A 24800-nucleotide genomic window follows, 5' to 3' on the forward strand; every position below is an offset into this window, starting at 1 on the left:
CAAAATAACTTATTTTTTATTCTTGACATAATTGTGACAAATAAAAATAACTATTAGAGGATTTGTCTAAATATTGAACAATCACACGAGCGAGCCCAAACTTCCTCGCAACGAAATCTAATTCTACTTAGTAATCAACCCCTCCACTTTTACAGTGAAGGGGTTGTGATTTTATGCATATGAGTGTAAGCCTGCTACAACAAGATTAATAAATAATAAATTGAACATAATTAATACAAAACCAATAACACAAAGCCACGCTGATTTCTCTCCTTGCCAGCCTTTTGATAGGCGCAAATGCAAGTAAGCAGCATAGAAAAGGAACGTAATAAGTGCCCAAACTTCTTTAGGGTCCCAACCCCAAAATCTTGTCCAAGCAATCTGCGCCCAAATCATGGCAAAGATTAACCCACCTAATGTAAAGACCGGAAAACCAATAGCAATAGCTCTGTAACTAACTTCATCAATTTTTTGCGGACTGGCTCCCATTAAAAACGGTTGAATGGCTGCAGAAATACGTTTACGTAAAATCAAACGAGTGATACCGTAAAGAATTAAACCTGCAATCAATGACCAAATGAATGTATTAAGTTTACGTGGTGCTTCTACTCCTTGCATCCATGATGGAGCAGCGAAAAGTGGTCCAAAACGATCTTCTGACATCATTTCTCCTTCATGAGGCCCGGCAATCGCTGGCATTTCGTAAATAATTTGCGCCTCCTGACCACGCTCATTAACATATGAGAATTGAACTTGATAGTTAGTGGCACTAAAGATGGAAGCAACTAGAATAAATCCTAGCGTTGAAAGTAATGAATACATTACTAATTCAAGTGCTAGTGTTTGTTTATTCTTTTTCTTTTGATCAACAACACGGATTAAATAAATTAAACCCGCTGCAAAACCAATTGCCAAAATCCCTTGTCCTAACGCTGTTGTCGTAACATGAATTTTTAACCAGTAACTTTGTAACGCCGGGATTAACGGCTGAATTTCACTAGGAAATACAGAAGCGTATGCAATAAGTAGCATGACGACCGGCAATGTAAATAATCCTAGTAAGTTACTTTTATAGATTTTGTAGATGATTACGAATGCTAATGACATCGAAATTCCTAAAAATGTTAAATACTCAAACATATTACTTACTGGCGCATGCCCACCAGCGATCCAACGTGTAATGAAATAGCCCATCGAGAATAAGAAACCTAAAATTGTTAATATATAGCCAAAAGTACCCCAGCGGTTTCCTTCGACACCTTCCTTGTTACGCCATTTCTTCCCTGTTACAGAAACAGCAAAACTAATGGTTGCTGCTAAATACATAAAAAAAGCAAATAACAATAAATTACTACTTAATGCCGCCATGTATATGGTCACCCCTTACGATTTGCACTATCATTCTTATCTTTTTCGTTCTCTTTTTCTTTTTCTTCAACTTGATCTAGTGGCATGATTAAATTCGTTTCAGTTACGAAACTTGCAATATCCGTTTTTAAAGAATTCCAGTTTTTGTTTGCATGCCCTGCAATCCAAATTTCATCGTTTTTACGTTGAACCCAAATACGACGGTGATGCCAATAAGATCCTTGGACAAGACCAAACATGAAAATAAAACCACCAACAAATAAAAATGGAAGTGTAAAATCACGACGAACGGTTAGTGCTGTTACATTCTTTGTTGTAAGATCGGTAATATAAAGGGCATGCTCATTCTCACCAAATGGTTCAACTTGCAAATTAATTCCAACTACACTGATTTCAGGCTCTTCAATTCCAGGACCACTCACTTTAAAAATAAAAGCTGGGTTATCTGGAATTTTTGACTTCGTAGCCGGCTCACCAGCATTATTAAAAATAAAATCAGGAAAATAGTTCATAATTTCAACTTCATAACCATTACCTAAATCATAGGAAGATTGCGGATCAAATAAATCAATATTCATCTTTCCAAACTCTTCCTCAGTTTCTTTATCCATTAAAGTAAAAGTCATTTCGTTAAATTCATTTAATTTATAATCTACTTGATAAAGTGCATAACCATCAAATTTAAATGGTTGATTTACATTAATAAAATGATGATCGATTTCCTCAAGTTCTGTCTCTAAACCAACTGTTCCGCCTTCCACTCGTTTAAACAATGTTGCTTCGGTTTGGTATGCTTGAATAGCTCCCATCATCCCTGTGCGTTCAAACGCATCTTGGAACCGCTCATCATCTTCGTCATACATGATGAGAGAAAACTGGTCATTTCTTAAGAAATACTCTCCCTGTGTCCCCGGAATTTGCGCAGTTTCACCATCGCGAATCCATAAATGCTCATCAACATACATACCAGGGAAGAACCGGAACATACAGCCAATCAAAAATAAGATTAGTCCACAATGGTTAATGTATGGTCCCCATCGTGAAAATCGACCTTTTTCAGCTACGATGTTACCATCTTCCTCGGAAATCTTATATTTTTTCTTTGCTAAGATTTCTTTCACTTTCTTCATTTCTTCATCATGATTGTCAACTTTAGAAGTTCCAAATACTCGTTGTCTACTTAAAAAAGCTTCATGCCGGGTAACTTTCTGTGTTTTTAAAGCACGATAGAGAGGCACAACTCTGTCAACACTACAGATGATTAAAGAAACGCCTAATGACGCTAATAAAAGCATATACCACCAAGAGCCATATAAATTATGAAATCCCAACTGATAATAAATTTGACCTAACACACCGTACTCATCTTTATAAAACACTGCTGGCGGTACATTACTCGGTATATACAATTGCTGCGGAAAGATTGTGCCAAATGCCGATGCAACAAGCAATATTACAATAATCCAGATGCCAACTTTTACGGAAGAAAAGAAGTTCCAAATTTTATCAATAATTGTTCGATTGTATGTTTGTGACCGTCTCGCAGTCCCTTCATACCTCATGTTTAACAATTCTTGATTGTCACCTTCTAATAAGGGCTTCCCACATGATTCACAAATAACTGTACCGTGGTGATTTATATGACCACATTCACATTTGACATTATCCATTTTGACACCCCATTACGGTTTAATACTTTGCATATATTCCTCAATGCTTTCTTCGTTCATACCTCCAAGAATTCTTCCGACAACCATCCCATCTTTGTCAATTAGAAATGTTGTTGGTAATGGACTTACACCATACGCATTAATTACATTCAAGCCCTCATCCATCAGGATTGGAAACGTTAATTTATGTCGTTGAACAAAACGCTCTACCGTTAAACGGGGTTCATCTACATTTACTGCCAATATTTCAACACCTTGATCTTTATATATTTGATACAACTTCTCCATGTATGGCATTTCTTTTTCACACGGTGGACAATATGTACCCCAGAAATTTAAGAAAACTCCTTGTCCTTTTAAATCTGCCAATTCAACTCGATTTCCATCAAGATCAGTGAGCACAAAATTTGGAGCCTCATCACCAACATTTACAAGCTCCTTTGTTTCACTGAAAAAATTAGTATAAAACGTGTATCCCAAAGCTGCAACGATTATAAGAAGAACAATCGTTCTAATCATGAGACGCTTCTGTTTCATATTTCCTCTCCCCATCTCCAAACTTTTTTCTATGCGATTATGTTCTCTACCCTTTCAAGGGTAAACTAAGAAACAAAGTACATTATATGAGAAAAATAGTGTTGAAGCGATGACATTTCTCACTTACTAGCACGAAACAATAACTTTCTCATTTTTCTACGACGAATGACACTTTTTTACAAATTTTAATTAACACTATTATAACAGTGTTAACTACAATTACCTAATCGATTTTTGACGGTTATGTGACAGTCAGTTCACGTAACTGCTTCACTTCATGAGGCTTCAATTCCCTTACATCTCCGGGATTCATCCCCCTAACAGTTAAAAAGCCATAACGTTCTCTTTTTAATTTCATTACAGGGTGACCAATTGCTTCAAACATTCTTCGTACTTGACGGTTCTTCCCCTCATGAATAGTTATTTCAACAATCGATGATCCTTGCTGTTGATTTCCTGACTGAAACTTAACCTTAGCAGGTGCTGTTTTTCCGTCATCAAGAAAAACTCCTTTTTCTAATTTTCGTAGATTTTCTCTTGACGGAATACCTTTTACCTTTGCAATATAAACCTTATCAATTTTAAATTTTGGATGCATAAGTCTATGAGCTAACTCTCCGTCATTCGTTAATAAAATCAGACCAGAGGTATCATAATCAAGCCGTCCTACCGGATAAACCCGTTGTTCAATATCTAAAAAATCAGTAACTACTTTTCTTCCTTTCTCATCTTGAACACTTGAAATGACACCAGTTGGTTTATACAGCAAAAAATAAACGGGTTCTTCCTTATCGATCGGAACTCCATTTACTTCAATCTTATCTCGATTAGTGTTAACTTTAACACCTAATTCAGTAATCACCTGCCCATTCACTTTCACTTTTCCATCGACAATTAATTGCTCTGCTTTTCGTCTTGATGCTAGTCCTGCTTGAGCAATAACCTTTTGTAAACGCTCCATATCTTCACCTCACAACTTTCATCATACTCCTTGGATTCTAAATTCTCAAGCATCGAAGTATCAAAAAATGTAGAATTTAGTCAAAAACACAGTTACTTCCTATTTAATAAATAATTATTTTTAGCCAAAAAAAATGCCTATACGTAAAAGTATAGACAAAATTTATGAAATAATTATGAAACTCATATATAAAAACATTCATTTGTACTCTTATCCACCAAATACGAGTGTGCAGACGACAATAGCAGCCACAATACCGACAACATCTGCTAATAATCCAACCTTTAATGCGTCGCCCATTTTCTTAATTCCTACTGCACCAAAATAAACGGTTAATACATAAAAAGTCGTATCTGTACTGCCCTGCATCGTCGAGGCTAACCGACCGATAAAAGAATCCGGACCATACGTTGCTATTAAATCAGATGTCATTCCTAGTGCGCCTGTCCCAGAAATAGGCCGGATAAGTGCTAATGGTACTATTTCTGTTGGTATTCCAACTAGCTGAAGTACAGGCTTGAGCAGTTCAATAAAGAAATCCATCGCACCTGAGGCTCGAAAGACAGAAATTGCTACTAACATTCCTACTAAATAAGGGATGATTGAAATCGCCATACCAAATCCTTCTTTTGCCCCTTCGACGAAGGTTTCATAGGTTGGGACCTTTTTGTATGTTCCATAAAGCAAAATAAAACCAATTAGAAAAGGAATTAACCAAAGGGATATAATCGTAATCCATTCCATTTTTACTCCCTCCCTTTTCTAATTCTGCGGTAATAAAAATATCGGTCTATTAATATTGCTCCAATCGTTGAACAGGCTGTCGCTACCAATGTAGTACCGACAATTTCTGTTGGTGAAACCGAACCGTAATTCATTCGAATCGAGATGACCGTTGTCGGTATAATCGTTATACTCGCTGTATTCACAGCGAGTAATGTGATCATCGAGCGACTTGCAGTATCCCTGCCTCCATTCAGTACCTTTAACTGTTCCATTGCTTTAATCCCCATTGGTGTGGCGGCATTACCTAAGCCAAACAAGTTCGCCGTCATATTTGAAAGAATGTAGCCCATTGCCGGGTGATGAGGGGGGACTTCCGGGAATAGTCTCGTCGCAATTGGGCGAAGAAGTTTTGCTAAAACTTGTAATAAACCAGCTGATTGGGCAATTTTCATTAATCCAAGCCAAAACACGAGAACGCTAATTAATCCGATACAGATCGCAACCGCTTCTTTTGCCCCATCAAATACTGCTTCATTCAGCTCTGCCATTCTTCCATTAATTGCCGCGAAAACAATTCCAATTATAATCATTCCCATCCAAATATAATTAACCACGGCTATTCACTCCATTAATCAGAAAGAATAAATCTTTAAATTTTGACCAGAATGACTTTTGTTTCACCTCAATTGGCCCATTATAAAATAAGGGAACAATGCCAATAGTCTTATTTTTTAATTTCACCTCAATTTTTCCAACTGGATTTGGTACACCACGTTCTTCCCATTCATTCGATTTTGGGGGTTCATATAATGTAATCTGTACATCAAGATCCTCTTCTTCTCCTGCCGTTACAGGATATTTTAATGCTTCAATTGCTTCAACTTTATTTTTATAAAAGCTATCTTCAATGTTTTTTACAATACCTTCTTCTACAACTGTTACTAATTTAAACGTATCAAATGCCCAATTGAACATCTGCATATGATCGTTCCAGTCTGCAGGTGCGTTTAATGTCACTGCAATGAGATCAACCCCATCTTTACTGGCTGTAGATACTAATGTCCTTTTTGCTCTTTTCGTATAACCTGTTTTCCCGCCGGTGGAGTATTTATATAACTGTGTTAATAAGCGATTTTTATTTTGCCATACACGATCCCAGCTCTCCCCGTCCTGTGGCGAACGATACGACTTAGTTGATGAAATTTCCCTATATTCTTCATTTTCCATTGCATAACGAGTCAATAATGCCATATCATAAGCAGTTGAATAATGGTTTTCATGATCATCAAGTCCATGTGGATTTGAGAACACTGTCTTGCTCATCCCAATTTCCTTAGCCTTTTGATTCATTAAATAAACAAATCCTTCTAAGCTGCCCCCAACATGTTCTGCAATTGCAACAGCTGCATCATTCCCCGACCTAAGCATTAATCCATACACTAGATCTTCCAATGGAATTTTTTCACCTGCACGTAAATATAAAGACGAACCTTCAGTTCCTTCTGCATTTTTACTAACTGTTACTTTTTCTTCCATTTTCCCAGATTCTATGGCAAGTATCGCAGTCATAATTTTAGTAATACTAGCTATTCGCATTTGTGTATGCTCTTGCTTCCCATATAACACTCTCCCAGATTCCTGTTCTATTAAAATGGCCCCCTGTGCAGAAACAGACACGTGTGCTGACGCTGAAAACGGAAAGCTAACTAATAGAATTGCTATGATCAGAAGACATAATGCATTTTTTTTCATTCCTTTTATCGTCATCTGCATCTCCGTCCTTAGTCGTTTTGTACAAGTGTATGCGATAAATAAAATGATATGATTGAAACTTATCCAGTCTACTAAATCGAATAAAAGAAAATTACAACGCTTATACTAAGCTTAACGAAATATAGATACAGATAGGAAGGCAGTAAGTAATGATGCATTATTTTTCAGAACTACTTATTATTTTTGGAAGAATACTTACCATTCTACCATTATTATTACTCATCACGTTATATATGGGGAGACGTTCAGCCGCTGAACTGCCTGTATTTGATTTTTTAGTTATTATTACATTAGCTTCTGTAACAGGTGCTGACATTGCTGATCCTAATATTCATCATCTCCATACTGCATTCGCTATCGTAATGATTGGATTCCTGCAACGTATTGTTTCAAACTTAACTCTGAAGAAACGGAAACTTGGAAAATTCATTACGTTCGATCCTACTGTCGTCATTAAGGATGGATATTTTCTTAACAAAAATCTAAAGAAAATTCGATACCCCATCGACGATATTTTAGAAATGCTTCGTGAAAAAGATATATTTGATATTCAGGATGTTGAACTTGGAATTGTTGAAGCAAGTGGAAACTTAACCGTATATAAAAAACCAGCAAAAACAACCGTTACAATTGAAGATATTGGCCTTATAAAAAAAGAAAGCGGAATGAGTTATCCAGTTATTATTGAAGGAATGATTGACGATGAAGTACTGCAAGAAGTCAATTTAACGAGAGCTGACTTGAAACAGCATTTAAAACAAAGAGGAATTACTGATATTAATTCTGTCTTTTTTGCATCAATTAATAAAAAGCGTGAGCTGCATGTTTCTCTTGTAAACCAAAACCAAGAGAATGTTCCACCAATTAACCATTAATTTTCCTTATTAAAAACAAACAAAAAAAAACAAGTGATGAAAACTAAATCACTTGTTTTTTCTATTGCAAGTATGGTTTCACTCGATTTAATACTTCCTGAATATCCTTAGAGCTTTTTTCGTAAAGCTCTTTTGCCTGAATAGAATCTGTCGATAACGCAAACATTTCGAGGTCAGCTTGACACTTCTTAATGGTCGCCATTAACAGTGGTTTTGTTTGAGGTTGCGGTACTTTAATCTTATCGTCAAATAAATCAACAGTTAGCTCACCATATGCATCTATTTGACCTAGATAAACATTCTCGATTGCTACTCCTATTTTATCCAGCTCTGTTTCTAGCCAAGCACGGTTAAAACCTCGGGTGGATAATGGCTCATCTAGTACTTTACCATCCATTATCACCGTTTCCGGCTCTTTTATGGGCGCAATTGGAATTTGCATATCCTTTGGTGTAGCAGGTTGATTTTCCTTTTTTAGCAACACATTTATTTCTCCGCTATTCTCAAGAACAGCAAATTCAACGTCAGCAACTTGGAAAACATTTTTATGTCTCAATTGTTTCAGTAAATCATCTGTATTATATTTTTCCTTTTTTAAATTGTCTTCTAATACTTTACCATCCTTAATAATTGGTACTCCCTTGCCATGAACAATGTTACGTACTGACTTGCTTTTCATTGCTAAGAATCCAATGGCATACGGTACAAACAACCAAATAATAAGAGCAATGACTCCGAAAGCAATTGGAATCGATAGATTGAATGAGACCACTCCAATTATCACGCCAATGACAACACCACTTATGTATTCAAAATATGTCATTTGTGATAAAGATTTCCTAACAAACAATTTCGTTGCAAATAAGAGGACAACCAAGGCGATAAATGAACGTAAAGCTACTTCTAACCAACCAGGCATGCCCATATTCCTCCTTCATAATTCTTAGAATCCTTTATATTCAGGTTCTTGAAACTCCATTTCTCCAATTCTTTTTTCGATATCTTTAATAACCCTTCTCGTTATTAAACAGGTTTCATGAAATGTATTCTTTGCATTAGGATCTTCTGCATTTAGTGCATACGTACTCAAGGTTGATTCAACGCTTTTTAAACTGGCTAAGCATTGTTTTACTTGTGATGCTACTGTCATAAATTTTCCTCCTATTAATTATTTTATCCTTTAGGCTTAAAAATTAACGAGGCGATAAAGCCAAAAATAATTGCAGCTGAAATACCAGCACTCGTCACTTCAAAAATTCCTGTAATAACCCCAATAAGACCATTCTGTTCCGCTTCTGCCATCGCTCCGTGAACTAAAGCATTCCCAAAACTAGTGATCGGTACAGTTGCACCGGCGCCTGCAAAATCAATTAATGGCTCATATAAACCGAGTCCATCTAATATTGCTCCGGTAACGACGAGCGCACTCATTGTATGTGCAGGGGTTAGTTTCACAACATCCATCAAAAATTGCCCAATTACACAAATGATACCGCCAACAACAAATGCCCAAAAGAAGATCATTGGCTTATTCCACCTCCAGCTTCAATTGAAACGGCATGCGCAATACAAGGAATTGTATCCTTTTGCTGATAGGACATTGGTGAAAGCAGTGCACCTGTTGCTACAACAAGTATTCGTTTTAATTCGCCGCGTTTCATTCGATTTAATAAATGTCCATACGTAACAGCTGCAGAACAGCCCGAACCACTTGCGCCTGCTAATACTGGCTGATCCTCACGGTAAATCATTAAACCACAATCACCGAATTTTTCATTCGTAATCGAAATTCCATGTTTCTTTAATAAATCATAGGCAATATCTTGTCCAATTTTACCTAAATCCCCTGTAACGATTAAATCATAATATGAAGGATCAATATTACGATCCCTTAAATGTGCTTCAATTGTATCGACCGCTGCCGGTGCCATTGCTCCTCCCATGTTAAACGGATCGCTTAAACCCATATCAACAACTCTCCCTATTGTTGCAGATGTGACAACAGGTCCTTCGCCTTGATCACTTAGGAGACCTACCCCGGCAGCAGTTACAGTCCACTGTGCTGTAGGTGGTTTTTGTGCTCCGTATTCTGTTGGATAGCGAAATTGTTTCTCAACAGCCATGTTATGGCTAACCGATCCAGTAAGGAGATACTTTGCACCACCACTATTTACGATAAACGCCCCAAGTGCTAATCCTTCCATTGAGGTGGAACAAGCCCCAAATAACCCTAAATATGGAGCAGCGATTGTACGGCAAGCAAAACTTGAAGGAGTGATTTGGTTAATTAAATCTCCAGCAAGTATAAACTGGATATCTTCTTTCTTTAATCCGGCCTTTTCAATGGCTTTAATAAAGGCCTCCTCTAGTAAAACCCTGTTAGCCTTCTCGAAAGAATCTTGTCCCAGCCACACATCTTCATGTAATGTATCAAAATCATTCGGCAATCTTCCCTTTGCTTCAAAAGGACCGCCAATGGTTCCTGTTGAAATAATCACTGGTTTTTTTTTAAATACCCATGTACGATGACCAACTAACATTTACAGGCCTCCCCATTGTATGAGCATTGTTTTAATAATTGCGATGACAAATGCGGCAAATGTACCAAATACAATAACAGAGCCAGCCAATTTAAACATATTTCCACCAACCCCAAGGACATATCCTTCAGTACGATGCTCGATTGCCGCTGACGCTATGGAGTTGGCAAACCCCGTAACAGGTACTGCTGTCCCCGCACCTGCAAATTGTGCAATTCGATCATAAAAACCAAAACCCGTCATCATAACCGCAATAAAAATCATCACGGCAACAGTTGGATTCCCGGCAGTCCGTTCAGTAAAATCAAAATAATAAACAAAAATAGTCTGTACAAATTGTCCAATTAAGCAGATAAATCCGCCAACTAAAAAGGCTTTTATACAATTTTTTAAGACGGGTCTTTTTATCTCTCTTTTACTGGCAAATTTTTGATATTCTTGTTGTACAGGTGTTAAATTCTTTTTCTTTTGATCTGACATTGCTTGCTCCTCTTTTCTATCCAGCTTTTATCCTTTCATATCGTCCTCTAACTTTTTAACTTTTTTCTCAAGATTTTTTTCAGTAATTTCATTACGTTTAAGCTTTTGTTCCAGTTCTTCTAATTCCATAAAGATTTTCTTATCTGTTGACACATGAATATTGTCTTTTGGATAGCGTTTTTTTATTTTGTCAAAAGCCGTCTTCCGAATATGCTTTAAACGGAGTCGATCAAATTGTTTTACTTGCACTGCGATATAGATATCTTCTTTCAAATTCACACCCTTTACACCAATTACTTCTTCCATGGATGCTACAATACTTTTAGAATTGTCAGCTTTAGTTTGATCAACAATTGCATCCTTGCCTATGTTTATTGGTGTAACATCCCCTTGTTGTAGCCCTCCTCCACCACCTGCTTGGCATCCAGTAAGTATTAAGATTGCGAACACGAATAGAAGAATCTTATTCATAAACCATCCATCCAATCTATGTTGAAATTAACTTATTCTTTAGTATGGGTAGTAACTTACACATTATGTAAATAGGTTAATGTAATTTTAGCTTTCTCATTAAAAAGGTTGATGCATGGCACCAACCTTTTTCGATTTTGTGCATTATTGCTTATATTGTGGCTCTTCCTGTTCAATTTGCTGTAACCGCGGTGATAAAGAGTCAACAATTGTTTGTGTTTGCTGAGCAGCATTTTGGAATAATTGTTTTGCTTGTTGATTTTCCGTTTGTAATGCAAAACCTTCCAAACTTGCCTGTGCACTCTTTAATCCTGCTAATGTTTGTTTTACTTGACTTGCCACTGTCATAAAAAAATACCTCCCTATTCATGATGTAGTGTAAAGACTACGGTTATAGAATGACAAAAATGAACAGGAACTATCCTGTAAGTTTATTGGAAATTAAGACAAGTTGCATCGATTTACACTATGATGTACAAAATAAAGGTTGAAGTGGGAAAAAAAGGGGAGAATGATGTTGAATACAAATTTTTTTCATTTATCAGTCGAATTACTCGTGGGATTTGTTGCCCTACTTATCATGACAAAGGTATTAGGCAAAACACAGATCACTCAAATCACACCATTTGATTTTATTTCAGCACTAGTGTTAGGGGAACTTGTTGGGAATGCAATTTATGATAAAGACATTGGTATTCATTACGTTTTATACGCTGTTAGTTTATGGGGAGCACTAATTTACTTTGTGGAAATGCTTACACAAAAAATATCTAAGACACGTGGAATACTGGAAGGAACTCCTTCTATTGTTATTCGAAATGGGGCCATTGACAGAGAAGAATTAAAGAAAAACAAATTAGACATTAATCAATTGCAGCATTTACTTCGCGACAAAGATGTGTTTTCAATTCGAGAGGTACAATATGCGATTTTAGAAGCAAATGGAGCTGTTAATGTATTAAAAAAGTCTAAATTTGACCAACCAACAAACCAAGATTTAAATGTCCCTGAAAAACCAGTTTACCTCCCAATAACAATCATTTCTGACGGCGAAGTCATGTGGGATAACGTAAAAGAAGCAGGTTTTGATGAAAAATGGTTAGAACGTCAATTAGGAGTACACGGTATTGTAAAACCCGAACAAGTCCTCTATGCAGAATGGCTAGAAGGACAACCGCTTTTTGTCCAACCGTTTATTAGGAAAAACTAATTAATAATTAATAATTAATTCTACATTTCTCTTGGGGGGTTTTCAGATGCGACGACTTTTATTAATAGTGATGACATTTTTATTGCTTATATCCTCTGGCTGTAACCAAAACGAGGGTGAATTTAAAGGAGCCTCTATTGCAGAAAAGAAATCAAATACTAATAAAAAAGTAATTGTCGTTATGCTTGATACAATGATGGGTTCCTTAATTGATTCCAGCAGGGAAAAAGGGGGGATTCCGGCATTAGATTTTTTAATTGAGAATGGATTTTATTATAAGGATTTAGTATCTCCCTTTCCTTCAATGTCTGTTGTCATCGAAAGCTCACTAATCACTGGTCAAACACCAGATAAGCATGAAATCCCCGGCCTTGTCTGGTATAAAACCGATGAAAATCGTTTAATTGATTACGGCTCAACATATGAGAAACTGGTGAAATTAGGCCTGACTCAATCATTAGAGGATTCAGTTTATCATTTAAACAACACTCACCTAAGCAAAAATGTGACAACAATTTACGAGGATTTAAGCAGAAAAAATTTTACAACTGGTTCAATTAATATGCTTTTGTATCGCGGTGATAATATCCATACAATTAACATACCAACGATACCCGACCAAGCATTAGGTTTACCAGAACAAATGCAAACAAAAGGTCCAGATATACTTGCTTTTGGAAAAATGGTCAAACCTAAAGTGCTACAAGATAAGGACCTTCCAGATTCAATCTTTAGCAGATATGGTTTAAATGACGCCTATGCCATTGAAACGGTAAAAACATTAATTAATGAAGGAGAACAGCCTGATCTAATGATGGTCTTCCTTCCCGATTTTGACAAAAAGGCTCATCACCACAGCCCTTATTATCGCCTGGGTTTTGAGCAGGCGGAATTATTTTTCCAAGATATATTAAATAGCTATGAAAGTTGGGATCAAGCATTAGATGAGAATATATTTATTGTTCTCGGTGATCATGGATCAGATAAGCAAATTGAGGATGATGAAAAGTTAACCATCGATTTAGAATCTATTTTTCATGATTATGCCATTAACAGACTAGGTGATCCAATTCAAGAAGGAGAACTCGTCTTTGCTAACAATCATCGAATGACATATGTTTATCCAATTGGGGGTCAAGAGGTTATTCCAACCCTTGCAGAGACAGCAATGATTGATAATCGAATCGCAATGGCTGCATGGTTAGAAGAAGAATGGATACATGTCATTACACCTGACACGAACAAACAATTCCGCTTTAAACAAACTGGTCCGTGGACTGATCGTTATGATCAGACTTGGACAATTGAAGGAGAATATCAGAATGTCACATTAAAAATAGATGACAAGAAAAAAAGAATCTCGTATGTCGATTATCCAGACGTCCTCAATCAATTATATAGCTCTCTTCATAGTCTGGACACTCCTGCACTTGTATTAGCAGCTAAGCCGGGACACGCCTTTGGTACGGAAGGAGCTCCTGCACACCCCGACGGAGGGGAACATGGAGGCATTCATAAAAATGATACATTAACAGCATTAATTGTCGCAGGAACTGACGTTGAACCAAGATATCGAAGAATAACAGATCTAAAAGAATATATTCTTGGACTCTTTAGCAAGGAAATAAATAAGGCAGAATAAAAAAAGGGGTATCTCATAAGTGACAGCTCTCCTCGATGTTAACAAAATCTAGAGGTTACACCACAAATAACATCTAGATTTTGTGGTTGAGGTGACTGTTACTTAGCTTTTGAGACATCCCCCCTTTTAACGTAAACCAGCAATAATATCATTCACTTTTTGATCAATTGCTTCTCTCTTTACAAAAGAATGATATGTTTGAAGTGCGCGTTGATAGGCATTAAAACGTTGTTCCGACTGTAGTATTTCTAATATTTTTTCCTCAATATTCAATTCTTCTGAAGTCTCTAATTGAAACACAACATTTGACTTTTTTAAATGATTTAAGTTCATCTCTTCCTGCCCAGGTAATGTATCATAAATAAAGATAGGAATATTTTTATGCAGGGACTCACTCAGTGTAACACCCCCGGGCTTTGTGATGATACCATCCGAATTATTGTATATCTCATTCATTTTTTCTCGACTATCAATGTATGGAAGACCAACAATATACGGATGATTATACCGTTTAATCCATTCGTATAGTCGTTTATTTTTTCCACAAAGCACAACATAGCGAATCAGATAGTTTGGTTGTAATGTGGTAATGAAACGATCAACTTTACCTACTCCTAAGCTACCTCCCGTAATAATAATTTGATAATAAGGTTGACTCCTATCTCTCCTGTCTTCCTTTTTGATAATTTTCTGATGAATTGGTATTCCAGTCACATGTACAGCGTCCTCAGAAACCCCTTTGGAAAGTAGTCCTTCCTTTAAATAATGATCCGCAACAAAGTGACAGTCGATATTCTGTAGCCCCCATAACTTATTCACAAAAAAATCAGTGTACGCATTAATAACAGGAACGGAAATCTCTCCCTTTCCTTTAAGACGATTGAGAAGATAAGAAGGTAATGCATGTGTACAAATAATTAAATGGGGCTTTGTTTCCGTTACAATCTTTTTCATTATTCTTTCAAAAAGAATTTCATATAAAACATACCGTTTATTCTGCTCCATTTTTTCTGTTAATGACTTACGATAAATCCAACTGTACAGGGAAGGGCAATAATGAATCCACTTTAAATAGATTTGTGAAACGAGTTTTTCAACTGGACCATAGCCATATTGCAAAATATCAATTTTCTCACACTCGATGTCATCAAAAGACTTTTTCAGCCAATCTGCCAATGCATCTGCAACTTGATGATGACCAGAGGATATTTGTAGTAAAGGCATAAACAATACCTTTCTCATGATACAACTCTCCTGTATTCGATCTATATTCGTACTTTTAGTATGAAACGTCGGAAAAAAATCATACAGTTTTCGTTTATTATTTGTAAATTAAGCCAAAATAAAAATGCGATCATTAGAAGGGAGAGTTTTATAATGCGCTCAATTTTGTTTAATATTTGGAACTTTATTGATCCATTTTATATTAATCTATATGGCATTACTCACCTTAGCGACGGGAAAAAGGAAAAGAATAAAAATATTTTTCGTGTCAGACTCACTAAGTATAAAGGGAGAGACGTCGTTTTATCTGATGGCTGTTCAATAAAAAAAAATGATATATTAATTAAAATTCATTTGTACAATACACAGTTAATTAAAGATATGCTTACAATTCAAAGCGATGTCAAAAAAGCTCTGCTTATCTACAAAATGGTTGAAGAATCACTCCCTTCACTTGCTGCCTATATTAAAGAACATGAAAAGTATGAAGAAATTAAAGGTATTGTCGGGATTACGATGATTAATCGCGGGCATGCACGATTAGGGTTTGAATCTATATCAATAAAAAGCCGTATATACCGTTGGTTTAAAGCAGCAAGATTAAGTCCAATTTCATTTCTATTTTCTACTGAACCTTCTTCATATAAAAAGAAAAAGCATGCGCCTAATTATTTATTTATGTCTAAAGAAAAATTACTTCAGAAGTATTTACAAGCACAATGACCTTTAATTTCCAATGACTTCTCCGCTACTTTTCCTTTATACTGGTAGATAGGTTGTACTAGTATAAAGGAGGTCAGCATTAATGATCCTTGGGATAAGTCTATTTGTACTGTCTTCCCTATTTTTATTTGCTTATAAAAATACAAAAAAGTTTTCGTTAAATACTATCGAAATAAATGAACAAAAGCTAGAAACGAAGCAATTGCTACACGTTTTACAAATTTCAGATATGCACCTTGAAAAGCTTTCCGTTACTCCCAATGAGTTATATGAGAGCCTAAAAGATAAGCATATTGACCTTATTGCATTAACTGGTGATTTTCTAGACAAAAAACGATCTATTCCAAAGCTAATTCCCTATTTAAAAGTCTTTCAAAAGCTAAACCCTCAATATGGCACGTATGCTGTATTTGGTAATCATGATTATGTTTTAAAAGGGGACGACTTTGCACAATTAAAACAAACCCTTGAAGAATTTGGATGTCATACACTTCAAAATGAAAGTGTAACGATCAAAGTAAAGGGAAAAACGATACAATTAATAGGTATTGATAACTTTAGTACGAACCATTCCGATCTCCCTGCTTCATTTCAAAAGACAACACGTAATGACTACTCACTCGTTCTTACTCATGATCCAAATATCGTCTTGCATATGGACAATTATCATTTTGACTATCTATTATCAGGACACTTCCACGGCGGACAAATCTTTTGGCCTAAGCCATACCATTTAGTCATAATGGGCGAACTAGCGAAGCAAAACATTATTAAAGGTCTTCACTATCATAATGGAAAGCCGTTTTATATAAGTGAAGGACTTGGCCAAACCGCATTAAACATCCGCCTGGGAAGCCGACCGGAAATCACCATCCATCAACTATCACTTGTGAAAATCAAAACAAAAAAACAAGCAAGCTAAAAAAAGCGAATGGCAAACCATTCGCTTTTTTATTAAATTTAAAATGTAAAATGTAAAATTATCTAAAGTATTTCTAAAAGAAATCTTTTATTAAATGCGTCAATGAATTACAACAAAAGATTTACATTTTAAATTATACATTTTACATTTAATACGGCGTCCACTTTAATTGCTTTGCTCGCTCGAATCTTTGACTTACATTATCCCAATTTACGACATTCCACCAGTTATCTACATAGAGCCCTCGTTCGTTTTTATATTGCAAATAATATGCATGCTCCCATACATCAAGGGCCAGTAATGGCACAACATCCCACTGACTTAAGTTTTGATGCTTTTCAGCTTGAAGAATTTCCAAATGGTGTGCTCTCGGAGCCCAAACTAAAATCGCCCAACCGACTGCTTCTACTTTTTTTGCCGCTTCAGAGAAATGCTGTTTAAACTTATTAAAGCTACCAAAGTCTTTATTAATTTGTGCAAGTAATGAACCCTTTGGCTCTCCTCCCCCTCTTGGACTCATATTATTCCAAAAGATTGTATGCAAATAATGTCCTGCCCCATTAAAAGCAGCTTCTCTCTCCCAATGTTTTATAAGCTCAAAGTCATTTTTTTCACGAGCTTCTTGCATCTTTCTCTCTGCTTTATTTAGGTTATCCACATAAGATTGATGGTGTTCTGTATGATGCAATTGCATAATTTCTCGATTTATATATGGTTCGAGTGCATTGTAATCATAAGGTAGCGGCGGCAGTTGATGCTTACCAATTGGCACTGCCTGCACTTCTTTGTTTACAAAATTGAAGCGATTTTCCTCTTGCTCGTTTCTATTACATTCTGTTTCTTCACGTCCATTCAATTGTTTTTCATCCAACGATAACCATTGTTCATAAAGCTGATTTGCTAAATCAGCAATTGGTGTTACATCATCAGAACGATTATCCGATTCCTGTTCTTTTTTGTATCGGGTAATCTTTTCTAATAATTGTGTTGAATGATGATTGATATCCTGTATTATTTCCTTCCCATAATACTCCTCTAGGCTAGCTCCATTCTCCTTCACATTTTCATTAAATCGATATCCCCAAGCTTCTAATTCTTCAATATAAGTAGCCTTGTTAAAATTGCTTTGTTCCTCCATTTTGCCCCTCCTTATTATTGAATCTCGCTTCTACTATATGCCTAGTAAGAGAAAAATGTTTTAGGAGATAGCCTACACCGCATAAAAGTGACGTGCATTTTCTTTATAGGTGGTACATATAGTTATTGTTGACGTTTTATCCATAAAGGGGGAGACAATTTGTACAGGAATGATTTCAATAAGACTGCCCTGTTCGAACACCGGTTTTGGCTACAAGTATTGGGTGATCACTCACGTTTCATATTGGATACTTTATCACCAAACGAAAAAAAAGAAATTGAAAGAGCTGAACAATTTAAACATACTTTTGATACATTATTAGCAAAATCAAGAAAGAATCTATCTACAGATCAAATCTTACAATTAACTGATGAAGCACATCAACAAGCTGAACTCATTCGACAATATAAATTAGACCTTATTGGTCAGCATTTAGTAGGGGATATAACCATTGAATTGCCTCCCACATTTTTAAACCATATGGTTAATGAAGTTGAAGAATATTTGTTAGTATTACCTTACCTGTCACAAAAAGAATTTCCACCTGTTTGTCATCCATTGCACTATCATCTTGTCTGGTTATTAGATGCTGCAGGGCATGCAGACGGGATATCTGGATCATTAGATCTAACAGAAAAACAAATCAGGGAAAAAAGTGATACTTTCACTGAGCACTTTGAACAATTTTATATAAAAGCGGTGGAAATGGCTGGATATTTACGGGCAAATATCGAAACATTCCCTGCCCTTCACCGTTTTAATAATGATGTCGAATTGGAAATCATCTTATTTAAAAAGTTTCTAGCAGAGCTTGAAGAATTAGAAATGAATAATAAACTACTTGGAACATTTTCCGCTCTAATGGCTGATCATATGTCAAGAGAAGAGTGTTATTACCTTATGAAGCTGGCTCAGGTCACACCAGACGTTAACTATCCACAATGTGATCCAACAAAGCCCAGAACCGAATGATCAGGAAGACAGACAAAAAATCCTCCTTTGCTTTCTAAAGGAGGATTTTCTTATTTTTATTTCGTTTGAATCGTTTTTGTTTGATAATCTGTTTCATAGTACTCTAATTCTTCTCTCATTGTTTGAAACGGACCTTCAATTTTTGCCATCATTGTTTCAAGAGAAGATGGAACTTTTTGAGCAAACTTAATTGAATTTTTCCCAGTATAAGCTGCTCGGCTATTTTCATACCAGTTATCAATACGAGGATTAAAAAACTCTTCGATACAATGATGATATACCCAGTATAATGTTTTCTCAGCGGCTACTTTTCGGAAGGTTTGTCCTTTTAAAATCACTTCGCAAGCTTCTCTTCCTTCGTCACAAAAGACGAAAACTCTTCTTATTGAAGACAAAAGAGAAGTAAAATATTCACGTTGATCTTCACCTTCTGCTTCTTTTATCAGCCCTGAAAGTGTCGTTTCATTTAAATAATTTTCTAATGTTTGACAAATATTTGTCAAGTTTTCATCAACGAGTGTAATTTGTCCCTTCACTAAATTATTCCCCACATTTTTCTCCTCCTTTGTTTATCTGTTACTTTTAGTATGTTTAATTTTGAAAAACTAAACGATTGTCCAATTTATATTCTCCACGTTGTTGAAGAGCTTCGAATATTTCTTTAATTTTATCATAATTAATCCCCTGAAAATACTGTTGAAATTCTTTTTGATCATTAATATAAATTCTTTTGCGTTCTGCAAAGGTTGGATTTTTGATCAGACAAACAAGAGCTACAATGTCTTTAAACGTTACTTCACGATCTCCCGCCTGAAAAATGGGGTCACTTTCAAAAGGGACAAAGCTGTTAAAAATCTCGTCAAAGTAGCGAATATATAGAAGATGGAATTCTTTTTCTTGACCATCTAACAAAAATTTAACAGTTGAGCGGTTAAAGAAATCCTCAGAAGTATTTGGTCTTTCTTTTTCTAGCTCTTTTCCTTCACAAAAAGTAATAAGCATCAAAATCCCTCCTAGCAATAGTAATAAATATGTTCCAATCAAAATTATACCAAATTTAACAGACATTGTATTCTTTCAATGATAGTCACAGATATTACTTCACATTATCTTTTAACCAAGATCACCAATTTTTTCCTGGAACCTCTCGAAAAACAAATCAGCTTCCTGTTCAATAGATTGTTCATCAAAATCTTCTTTTAAAGGAGGAAGCTCATCGGTAGTTTTTAATCCAAATTGTTCAAGGAAATATTTAGTCGTTCCATAAAGAATCGCTCTACCAGGACCTTCCGCTCGTCCAACTTCTTTAATTAACATTTTTCCAATTAGTGTTTGTAAGGCTTTTTCTGATTTCACGCCTCTTATTTCTTCAATTTCTACACGTGTGATCGGCTGACGATATGCAACAATCGCTAACGTTTCTAGTGCTGCTTGTGATAACGTTGATGAACTTGGCAGATCAACCAATCGTTTAAAATACTCCGCATGCTCTGGCTTCGTTGTATATTGATATGATTCTGCATATTCCACAAGCTGTATACCTCTATTTTGTTCTTTATAGTCAGCAGCCAATTCTTGAATTAATTTCTTCACTTTTTTCTTATCTATTTCCAAAACTTCAGCAATCTGTTTGCATTCAATACCTTCATCACCAGAGATAAACAAAAGTCCTTCAATTATTGCTTTCATTTCCTGCTCTTTCAAGATCAAACCTCCCTTGTTCTATAAATCATGATGTCTGCAAAGTTGTCCTCTTGATCACAAAAAATTGAATTGTTTTTCATTAATTCGAGTACTGCCAAAAAAGTAACAATCATATGACCTTTATCATTATGTGGGAAGAGGTCATAAAAATTTTTACTCCCTTTTGAATAGGTTAATTCTTCTAGTATTTCTCCCATTCTTGCTTCAATCGATATATCATCCCGCTGGACTGTGGTCATCGTTTGTGAAGTATTCTTTTTTCGTTGCATAAGTCGTTGAAAGGCGGTCAGCATGTCATAGATTGATACATTCATCATCGGTCTTTCTTGTACTTCATCAACAACATATTGACTGAAATCACTAACCGGTCTAGTATAAAGAAGACCTCGATCTTTTTCCCGTTCTTTCAATTGCTCTGCCGCATCTTTAAACTTCCGATATTCCACTAGTCGCTCAATCAATTCCTGACGTGGATCATCCTCATAATCATCAATACCCAACTCTTCATCAAATATTATTTCTTCTTGCTTTGGCAACAACATTTTACTTTTTATCGCTAATAATGTCGCGGCCATAACTAAATATTCACTGGCAACGTCGAGTTTTAATTCCTGCATTGTATGAATATAACTTAAATATTGATCAGTTATCGTTGAAACCGGTATATCATAAATATCCACTTCTGCTTTATTTACAAGATGAAGAAGAAGATCCAAAGGGCCTTCAAAAGCATCTAGCTTTACATTATATTGAATCATAATAAAAACCACCAAGTAATAATTTACTTTTTGGATTATACCATATTTCTAAACGGTAATTGTTGCTTTAATGTATTATTCATTTATTATTTAGTGTTACACTAACAGTAGACCATTTTAAGGAAGGATTTTGTGTATGTACCCAAAAGCCTATATTGAGTACCTTGTCTATTTTCATGGATCAAGGGATTATTTTGAATGTCATGAAGTTTTAGAGGAGCATTGGAAAAGCGAAAACCCGCCACAAAGAAAATGGGTTGGACTTATTCAGCTTGCCGTTGCTCTCTATCACCATCGAAGAGGTAATCTAGGTGGAGCATTACGAATGATGCACAGTTCACTTCAAATTTTAGAAAATGAACCCGCTTCTCTACTTTCTCTAGGAATTGATCGTAATCAACTTTTAGCTACTATGAAAGATAGAAAAAAGGAGATCGAGTCGGCAGCAGACTATGCACCATTCAACATCCCATTAACCAATACGCAACTAATAGAGCACTGCCGAGAGCTTTGTAGTAAAAAAGGATACACATGGGGTGAATTAACTGTTGAAAAAGACCCCTTTCTCATTCATAAACATCGACTTCGAGACCGCACTGATGTCATTGCAGAACGACAACGCCAAAAAAGAAAAAAAAATGAAGGGAGTTAATCCCTTCTACAAATCAACATATTGAAAGCCACATTTTCTGTAAAAGCTCATTGTACAAGTAGTCGGGATCAATTTTCCATCCACTTTTTTTCGAATCGCTTCGATCATCTCTTTCCCTAAACCTTCTTCTCGATAAGAAGGATTGATACAAAGGTGGCATAACTCAGCGGTACTATCTTGTAATAAATGAATCCCGATGACTCCGATAATATCGTCCTTTTTCCAGAGGAATAATTGCCAATCCTCATCTGTTTCGTACCGCCTGATTGTTTGTTGGAGCTTTTTTATCTCCTTTTCTTCAGGCATATAAGATAGCAGCCCCATTGCAATCTTCTCATAACTTGGTTTATACGGTACTAGCATTTTTCATCCCTCGTTAATATAAAAGATTATCATTTTACAACTAGATTTTACACCAAATACTAGTTGCTCAACAATATTATAACGAATTTAATATAAAAATGTGATTAAATTTTTAGACTATTGTAATAATAGGGAAAAAAATAGACAAATGCCTATGCTGTTTATTTGAAATAAAGAAACAGCACAATAGAAAACGCTTGGTTGACCAAGCGTTTTCATGTTTTTATTCAAATGAGCGGCTTAGGTTTGCCATTTCAATTGCAGATACTGCTGTATCCCAGCCTTTATTACCTGCTTTTGTTCCTGCACGTTCAACGGCTTGTTCAATTGAATCTGTTGTTAACACTCCAAAGATTACTGGCACCCCTGATTGTAAAGAAATTGCTGCCACACCTTTTGCTGCTTCATTACAAACAAAATCAAAATGTGGAGTTGCTCCTCTGATCACAGTACCTAATGTAAGAACAGCATCATATTTGTTTGTCTCAACCATTTTTTTCGCTGCTAATGGAATTTCAAATGCTCCTGGTACCCAAGCGATATCTACATCTTCTTCATTAACACCATGTCGCTTAAGCGCATCCTGTGCACCACTTAATAATTTACTTGTAATAAACTCATTAAATCGCCCTACAACAATCCCGATTTTTAACCCAGATGCTACTAAATTTCCTTCATATACTTTACCCATTTCTCAACACTCCCCTGTGATTAGTTTATAGTTTAGAGTTTATAGTTTAGAGTTACTTCAGTGAACTCACAGAAGACAACATCCTGATAAACCCGAACAATTTTACATTTTACATTTAAAAATGAAGTAAATGTCCTAATTTCTTATGTTTTGTACGCAGATAATTTTCATTGGCACTGTTATGTGGCAGTTGTAGTGGTACACGGTCGACAACTTCCAAGCCATACCCTTTCAAGCCCGTAATTTTACGAGGATTGTTCGTCAACAGTTTCATTTTTGTTACACCCAAATCACGTAAAATTTGAGCACCAATTCCATAATCACGAAGATCAGGAGCAAATCCTAATTTTTCATTTGCTTCAACTGTGTCATAGCCTTCTTCTTGCAGCTTATATGCTTTCATTTTGTTTAGCAGGCCGATCCCGCGTCCTTCTTGACGCATATATAAAAGTATACCGCTACCTTCCTTTTCAATTTGAGTCAACGCAGCATGAAGCTGTGGTCCACAATCACAACGATATGACCCAAGTACATCACCAGTCAAACATTCAGAATGGACTCTTACTAACGTTGGCTCATCAGGAATGATTTCGCCTTTTACTAATGCGATATGTTCTTTTCCATCAACAATATTTGAATAGCCTACTGCTTTAAAATCACCAAACTCAGTTGGAAGATCAATTTCAACTTCTTTGGTTACTAATTTATCCTTGCGATTACGATATTGAATTAAATCCTTAATCGTAATCATTTTCAGATCATGCTCATCAGCAATTTTCCGTAAGTCCGGAACACGGGCCATTGATCCATCTTCCTTAATAATTTCACAAATTACACCTGCTGGTTTTGCACCACATAACCTTGCTAAATCAACTGCAGCTTCGGTATGGCCAGCACGCCTTAATACACCGCCATCTTTCGCGACGAGAGGGAAAATGTGACCAGGTTTTTTAAAATCACCTGCTTTTGTTTCTTCATCAACAAGTGCTTTAACAGTTGTCGAACGTTCATGAGCCGAAATTCCAGTCGTCGTCGTTTTGTGATCAATACTTACCGTAAAAGCTGTCCCATGTGGATCTGTATTATGATCAACCATTGGTACTAATTCTAATTTTCTTGCTCTCTCCTCTGTAATTGGTGCACATACAAGTCCACGCCCGTGTGTAATCATAAAATTAATAACCTCTGGTGACGTTTTCTCTGCTAATGATACAAAGTCCCCCTCATTTTCACGGTCTTCATCATCACAAACAATGACAACCTTACCTTGCATTAATTCATAAATCGCCTCTTCAATCGGGTCAAACATAAAATCCCCCACCCCTCTTTTTTAATTAAGAATTAAAAATTTAGAATTTAGAATTACTTCATGTGATTTCACAGAAGAAAGCCTCTTAGAA

The 24800-nt window shown here is 35.9% G+C and carries 30 protein-coding genes; 7 read left to right on the forward strand and 23 right to left on the reverse strand.

The window, feature by feature from the left end; genetic code table 11:
• Window positions 1-171 precede the first annotated feature (171 nt).
• From ccsB to ACJ2A9_RS10905, 7 genes are all read right to left on the reverse strand, one after another.
• Window positions 172-1368, reverse strand: coding sequence for a c-type cytochrome biogenesis protein CcsB (gene ccsB / locus ACJ2A9_RS10875; RefSeq protein WP_441421673.1), 1197 nt, complete (start codon window positions 1366-1368; stop codon window positions 172-174).
• Between the two features lie 8 nt (window positions 1369-1376).
• Window positions 1377-3038 (reverse strand): cytochrome c biogenesis protein ResB, encoded by a 1662-nt coding sequence (locus tag ACJ2A9_RS10880; RefSeq protein WP_441421674.1) that lies wholly within the window; start codon window positions 3036-3038, stop codon window positions 1377-1379.
• Window positions 3039-3050: 12 nt separating this feature from the next.
• Window positions 3051-3575: a thiol-disulfide oxidoreductase ResA gene (resA, locus tag ACJ2A9_RS10885; RefSeq protein WP_441421675.1), complete on the reverse strand. Its 525-nt coding sequence runs from the start codon at window positions 3573-3575 to the stop codon at window positions 3051-3053.
• A 241-nt stretch (window positions 3576-3816) separates the two neighbouring features.
• Window positions 3817-4536: a pseudouridine synthase gene (locus ACJ2A9_RS10890; protein ID WP_441421676.1), complete on the reverse strand. Its 720-nt coding sequence runs from the start codon at window positions 4534-4536 to the stop codon at window positions 3817-3819.
• A gap of 210 nt (window positions 4537-4746) precedes the next feature.
• Window positions 4747-5280 carry a spore maturation protein gene (locus ACJ2A9_RS10895; RefSeq protein WP_441421677.1) on the reverse strand — a complete coding sequence of 178 codons (534 nt, stop codon included), beginning with the start codon at window positions 5278-5280 and terminating at the stop codon, window positions 4747-4749.
• Window positions 5281-5282: 2 nt separating this feature from the next.
• Window positions 5283-5876 (reverse strand): nucleoside recognition domain-containing protein, encoded by a 594-nt coding sequence (locus ACJ2A9_RS10900; RefSeq protein WP_441421678.1) that lies wholly within the window; start codon window positions 5874-5876, stop codon window positions 5283-5285.
• Entirely contained in the window at window positions 5869-7029 is a 1161-nt protein-coding gene (locus tag ACJ2A9_RS10905) for a D-alanyl-D-alanine carboxypeptidase family protein (RefSeq protein ID WP_441421679.1), read from the reverse strand. Before ACJ2A9_RS10905 ends, ACJ2A9_RS10900 begins: the two co-directional genes overlap by 8 nt.
• Window positions 7030-7187: 158 nt before the next feature.
• On the opposite strand from ACJ2A9_RS10905, the gene ACJ2A9_RS10910 reads away from it, so the two are divergent.
• Window positions 7188-7910, forward strand: a complete 723-nt coding sequence (locus ACJ2A9_RS10910) for a DUF421 domain-containing protein (RefSeq protein ID WP_441421857.1) — start codon at window positions 7188-7190, stop codon at window positions 7908-7910.
• A 61-nt stretch (window positions 7911-7971) separates the two neighbouring features.
• Here ACJ2A9_RS10910 and ACJ2A9_RS10915 read toward each other — a convergent pair whose 3' ends face one another.
• From ACJ2A9_RS10915 to ACJ2A9_RS10945, 7 genes are all read right to left on the reverse strand, one after another.
• Window positions 7972-8829 (reverse strand): DUF421 domain-containing protein, encoded by an 858-nt coding sequence (locus ACJ2A9_RS10915; RefSeq protein ID WP_441421680.1) that lies wholly within the window; start codon window positions 8827-8829, stop codon window positions 7972-7974.
• A gap of 24 nt (window positions 8830-8853) precedes the next feature.
• Complete coding sequence (locus ACJ2A9_RS10920; RefSeq protein ID WP_441421681.1) at window positions 8854-9060, reverse strand: DUF1657 domain-containing protein; 207 nt, start codon at window positions 9058-9060, stop codon at window positions 8854-8856.
• 23 nt (window positions 9061-9083) lie between these two features.
• A complete protein-coding gene (gene spoVAE / locus ACJ2A9_RS10925; RefSeq protein WP_441421682.1) occupies window positions 9084-9434 on the reverse strand; it encodes a stage V sporulation protein AE in 351 nt (116 codons plus the stop codon).
• A complete protein-coding gene (gene spoVAD / locus ACJ2A9_RS10930; RefSeq protein WP_441421683.1) occupies window positions 9431-10450 on the reverse strand; it encodes a stage V sporulation protein AD in 1020 nt (339 codons plus the stop codon). The genes spoVAE and spoVAD overlap by 4 nt, the downstream gene beginning before the upstream one ends.
• Entirely contained in the window at window positions 10451-10930 is a 480-nt protein-coding gene (gene spoVAC, locus ACJ2A9_RS10935; protein ID WP_441421684.1) for a stage V sporulation protein AC, read from the reverse strand.
• A 27-nt stretch (window positions 10931-10957) separates the two neighbouring features.
• Window positions 10958-11401 (reverse strand): YhcN/YlaJ family sporulation lipoprotein, encoded by a 444-nt coding sequence (locus ACJ2A9_RS10940; RefSeq protein ID WP_441421685.1) that lies wholly within the window; start codon window positions 11399-11401, stop codon window positions 10958-10960.
• Between the two features lie 144 nt (window positions 11402-11545).
• The gene (locus ACJ2A9_RS10945) at window positions 11546-11749 is read right to left on the reverse strand and encodes a DUF1657 domain-containing protein (protein ID WP_441421686.1); all 204 of its coding nucleotides are present in this window, start codon (window positions 11747-11749) and stop codon (window positions 11546-11548) included.
• A 169-nt stretch (window positions 11750-11918) separates the two neighbouring features.
• Between ACJ2A9_RS10945 and ACJ2A9_RS10950 the strand changes: the two genes are divergently transcribed.
• Both ACJ2A9_RS10950 and ACJ2A9_RS10955 read left to right on the forward strand, forming a co-directional pair.
• On the forward strand, window positions 11919-12611 hold the full coding sequence (locus tag ACJ2A9_RS10950; RefSeq protein ID WP_441421687.1) for a DUF421 domain-containing protein: 693 nt from the start codon (window positions 11919-11921) through the stop codon (window positions 12609-12611).
• A gap of 46 nt (window positions 12612-12657) precedes the next feature.
• Window positions 12658-14253, forward strand: a complete 1596-nt coding sequence (locus ACJ2A9_RS10955; RefSeq protein ID WP_441421688.1) for an alkaline phosphatase family protein — start codon at window positions 12658-12660, stop codon at window positions 14251-14253.
• 126 nt (window positions 14254-14379) lie between these two features.
• Here the strand turns inward: ACJ2A9_RS10955 and ACJ2A9_RS10960 are convergent, their stop codons facing one another.
• Window positions 14380-15495, reverse strand: a complete 1116-nt coding sequence (locus tag ACJ2A9_RS10960) for an MGDG synthase family glycosyltransferase (RefSeq protein ID WP_441421689.1) — start codon at window positions 15493-15495, stop codon at window positions 14380-14382.
• A 135-nt stretch (window positions 15496-15630) separates the two neighbouring features.
• On the opposite strand from ACJ2A9_RS10960, the gene ACJ2A9_RS10965 reads away from it, so the two are divergent.
• The gene (locus tag ACJ2A9_RS10965; RefSeq protein WP_441421690.1) at window positions 15631-16200 is read left to right on the forward strand and encodes a YkoP family protein; all 570 of its coding nucleotides are present in this window, start codon (window positions 15631-15633) and stop codon (window positions 16198-16200) included.
• Window positions 16201-16282: 82 nt separating this feature from the next.
• Window positions 16283-17122, forward strand: a complete 840-nt coding sequence (locus ACJ2A9_RS10970) for a metallophosphoesterase (protein ID WP_441421691.1) — start codon at window positions 16283-16285, stop codon at window positions 17120-17122.
• A gap of 148 nt (window positions 17123-17270) precedes the next feature.
• Here the strand turns inward: ACJ2A9_RS10970 and ACJ2A9_RS10975 are convergent, their stop codons facing one another.
• Window positions 17271-18260, reverse strand: coding sequence for a superoxide dismutase (locus ACJ2A9_RS10975; protein WP_441421692.1), 990 nt, complete (start codon window positions 18258-18260; stop codon window positions 17271-17273).
• 159 nt (window positions 18261-18419) lie between these two features.
• Here ACJ2A9_RS10975 and ACJ2A9_RS10980 point away from each other — a divergent pair, with 159 nt between their 5' ends.
• Entirely contained in the window at window positions 18420-19232 is an 813-nt protein-coding gene (locus tag ACJ2A9_RS10980; RefSeq protein WP_441421693.1) for a DUF2935 domain-containing protein, read from the forward strand.
• Between the two features lie 56 nt (window positions 19233-19288).
• On the opposite strand, the gene ACJ2A9_RS10985 is transcribed toward ACJ2A9_RS10980, so the two are convergent.
• The 4 genes from ACJ2A9_RS10985 to ACJ2A9_RS11000 form a co-directional block, all read right to left on the reverse strand.
• Window positions 19289-19783 carry a DUF3907 family protein gene (locus ACJ2A9_RS10985; protein ID WP_441421694.1) on the reverse strand — a complete coding sequence of 165 codons (495 nt, stop codon included), beginning with the start codon at window positions 19781-19783 and terminating at the stop codon, window positions 19289-19291.
• Between the two features lie 40 nt (window positions 19784-19823).
• The gene (locus ACJ2A9_RS10990; protein WP_441421695.1) at window positions 19824-20234 is read right to left on the reverse strand and encodes a hypothetical protein; all 411 of its coding nucleotides are present in this window, start codon (window positions 20232-20234) and stop codon (window positions 19824-19826) included.
• A gap of 111 nt (window positions 20235-20345) precedes the next feature.
• The gene (gene scpB / locus ACJ2A9_RS10995; RefSeq protein ID WP_441421696.1) at window positions 20346-20936 is read right to left on the reverse strand and encodes an SMC-Scp complex subunit ScpB; all 591 of its coding nucleotides are present in this window, start codon (window positions 20934-20936) and stop codon (window positions 20346-20348) included.
• A gap of 2 nt (window positions 20937-20938) precedes the next feature.
• On the reverse strand, window positions 20939-21691 hold the full coding sequence (locus ACJ2A9_RS11000) for a segregation/condensation protein A (protein ID WP_441421858.1): 753 nt from the start codon (window positions 21689-21691) through the stop codon (window positions 20939-20941).
• Between the two features lie 139 nt (window positions 21692-21830).
• On the opposite strand from ACJ2A9_RS11000, the gene ACJ2A9_RS11005 reads away from it, so the two are divergent.
• The gene (locus ACJ2A9_RS11005) at window positions 21831-22346 is read left to right on the forward strand and encodes a DUF309 domain-containing protein (protein WP_441421697.1); all 516 of its coding nucleotides are present in this window, start codon (window positions 21831-21833) and stop codon (window positions 22344-22346) included.
• 6 nt (window positions 22347-22352) lie between these two features.
• Here ACJ2A9_RS11005 and ACJ2A9_RS11010 read toward each other — a convergent pair whose 3' ends face one another.
• The 3 genes from ACJ2A9_RS11010 to ACJ2A9_RS11020 form a co-directional block, all read right to left on the reverse strand.
• Window positions 22353-22709, reverse strand: coding sequence for a GNAT family N-acetyltransferase (locus ACJ2A9_RS11010; RefSeq protein WP_441421698.1), 357 nt, complete (start codon window positions 22707-22709; stop codon window positions 22353-22355).
• Window positions 22710-22932: 223 nt separating this feature from the next.
• A complete protein-coding gene (gene ribH, locus ACJ2A9_RS11015; protein WP_441421699.1) occupies window positions 22933-23400 on the reverse strand; it encodes a 6,7-dimethyl-8-ribityllumazine synthase in 468 nt (155 codons plus the stop codon).
• A gap of 115 nt (window positions 23401-23515) precedes the next feature.
• Window positions 23516-24709, reverse strand: a complete 1194-nt coding sequence (locus tag ACJ2A9_RS11020) for a bifunctional 3,4-dihydroxy-2-butanone-4-phosphate synthase/GTP cyclohydrolase II (protein ID WP_441421700.1) — start codon at window positions 24707-24709, stop codon at window positions 23516-23518.
• Window positions 24710-24800 lie beyond the last annotated feature (91 nt).

The organism is Anaerobacillus sp. MEB173 (assembly GCF_052119505.1).
Lineage (GTDB): Bacteria > Bacillota > Bacilli > Bacillales > JBJMAU01 > JBJMAU01.

Coding starts and splice junctions, on each gene's coding strand:
- ACJ2A9_RS10960 (WP_441421689.1), bottom strand. CDS start 15,495: ATGAGAAAGGTATTGTTTATGCCTTTACTACAAATATCCTCTGGTCAT.
- ccsB (WP_441421673.1), bottom strand. CDS start 1,368: ATGGCGGCATTAAGTAGTAATTTATTGTTATTTGCTTTTTTTATGTAT.
- ACJ2A9_RS10975 (WP_441421692.1), bottom strand. CDS start 18,260: ATGGAGGAACAAAGCAATTTTAACAAGGCTACTTATATTGAAGAATTA.
- ribH (WP_441421699.1), bottom strand. CDS start 23,400: ATGGGTAAAGTATATGAAGGAAATTTAGTAGCATCTGGGTTAAAAATC.
- ACJ2A9_RS10895 (WP_441421677.1), bottom strand. CDS start 5,280: ATGGAATGGATTACGATTATATCCCTTTGGTTAATTCCTTTTCTAATT.
- ACJ2A9_RS10905 (WP_441421679.1), bottom strand. CDS start 7,029: ATGACGATAAAAGGAATGAAAAAAAATGCATTATGTCTTCTGATCATA.
- ACJ2A9_RS10990 (WP_441421695.1), bottom strand. CDS start 20,234: ATGCTTATTACTTTTTGTGAAGGAAAAGAGCTAGAAAAAGAAAGACCA.
- ACJ2A9_RS10945 (WP_441421686.1), bottom strand. CDS start 11,749: ATGACAGTGGCAAGTCAAGTAAAACAAACATTAGCAGGATTAAAGAGT.
- ACJ2A9_RS11020 (WP_441421700.1), bottom strand. CDS start 24,709: ATGTTTGACCCGATTGAAGAGGCGATTTATGAATTAATGCAAGGTAAG.
- ACJ2A9_RS10940 (WP_441421685.1), bottom strand. CDS start 11,401: ATGAATAAGATTCTTCTATTCGTGTTCGCAATCTTAATACTTACTGGA.
- ACJ2A9_RS10880 (WP_441421674.1), bottom strand. CDS start 3,038: ATGGATAATGTCAAATGTGAATGTGGTCATATAAATCACCACGGTACA.
- ACJ2A9_RS10970 (WP_441421691.1), top strand. CDS start 16,283: ATGATCCTTGGGATAAGTCTATTTGTACTGTCTTCCCTATTTTTATTT.
- ACJ2A9_RS10915 (WP_441421680.1), bottom strand. CDS start 8,829: ATGCCTGGTTGGTTAGAAGTAGCTTTACGTTCATTTATCGCCTTGGTT.
- ACJ2A9_RS11010 (WP_441421698.1), bottom strand. CDS start 22,709: ATGCTAGTACCGTATAAACCAAGTTATGAGAAGATTGCAATGGGGCTG.
- spoVAE (WP_441421682.1), bottom strand. CDS start 9,434: ATGATCTTCTTTTGGGCATTTGTTGTTGGCGGTATCATTTGTGTAATT.
- spoVAC (WP_441421684.1), bottom strand. CDS start 10,930: ATGTCAGATCAAAAGAAAAAGAATTTAACACCTGTACAACAAGAATAT.
- ACJ2A9_RS10920 (WP_441421681.1), bottom strand. CDS start 9,060: ATGACAGTAGCATCACAAGTAAAACAATGCTTAGCCAGTTTAAAAAGC.
- ACJ2A9_RS10955 (WP_441421688.1), top strand. CDS start 12,658: ATGCGACGACTTTTATTAATAGTGATGACATTTTTATTGCTTATATCC.
- ACJ2A9_RS11005 (WP_441421697.1), top strand. CDS start 21,831: ATGTACCCAAAAGCCTATATTGAGTACCTTGTCTATTTTCATGGATCA.
- resA (WP_441421675.1), bottom strand. CDS start 3,575: ATGAAACAGAAGCGTCTCATGATTAGAACGATTGTTCTTCTTATAATC.
- ACJ2A9_RS10910 (WP_441421857.1), top strand. CDS start 7,188: ATGCATTATTTTTCAGAACTACTTATTATTTTTGGAAGAATACTTACC.
- ACJ2A9_RS10965 (WP_441421690.1), top strand. CDS start 15,631: ATGCGCTCAATTTTGTTTAATATTTGGAACTTTATTGATCCATTTTAT.
- spoVAD (WP_441421683.1), bottom strand. CDS start 10,450: ATGTTAGTTGGTCATCGTACATGGGTATTTAAAAAAAAACCAGTGATT.
- ACJ2A9_RS10890 (WP_441421676.1), bottom strand. CDS start 4,536: ATGGAGCGTTTACAAAAGGTTATTGCTCAAGCAGGACTAGCATCAAGA.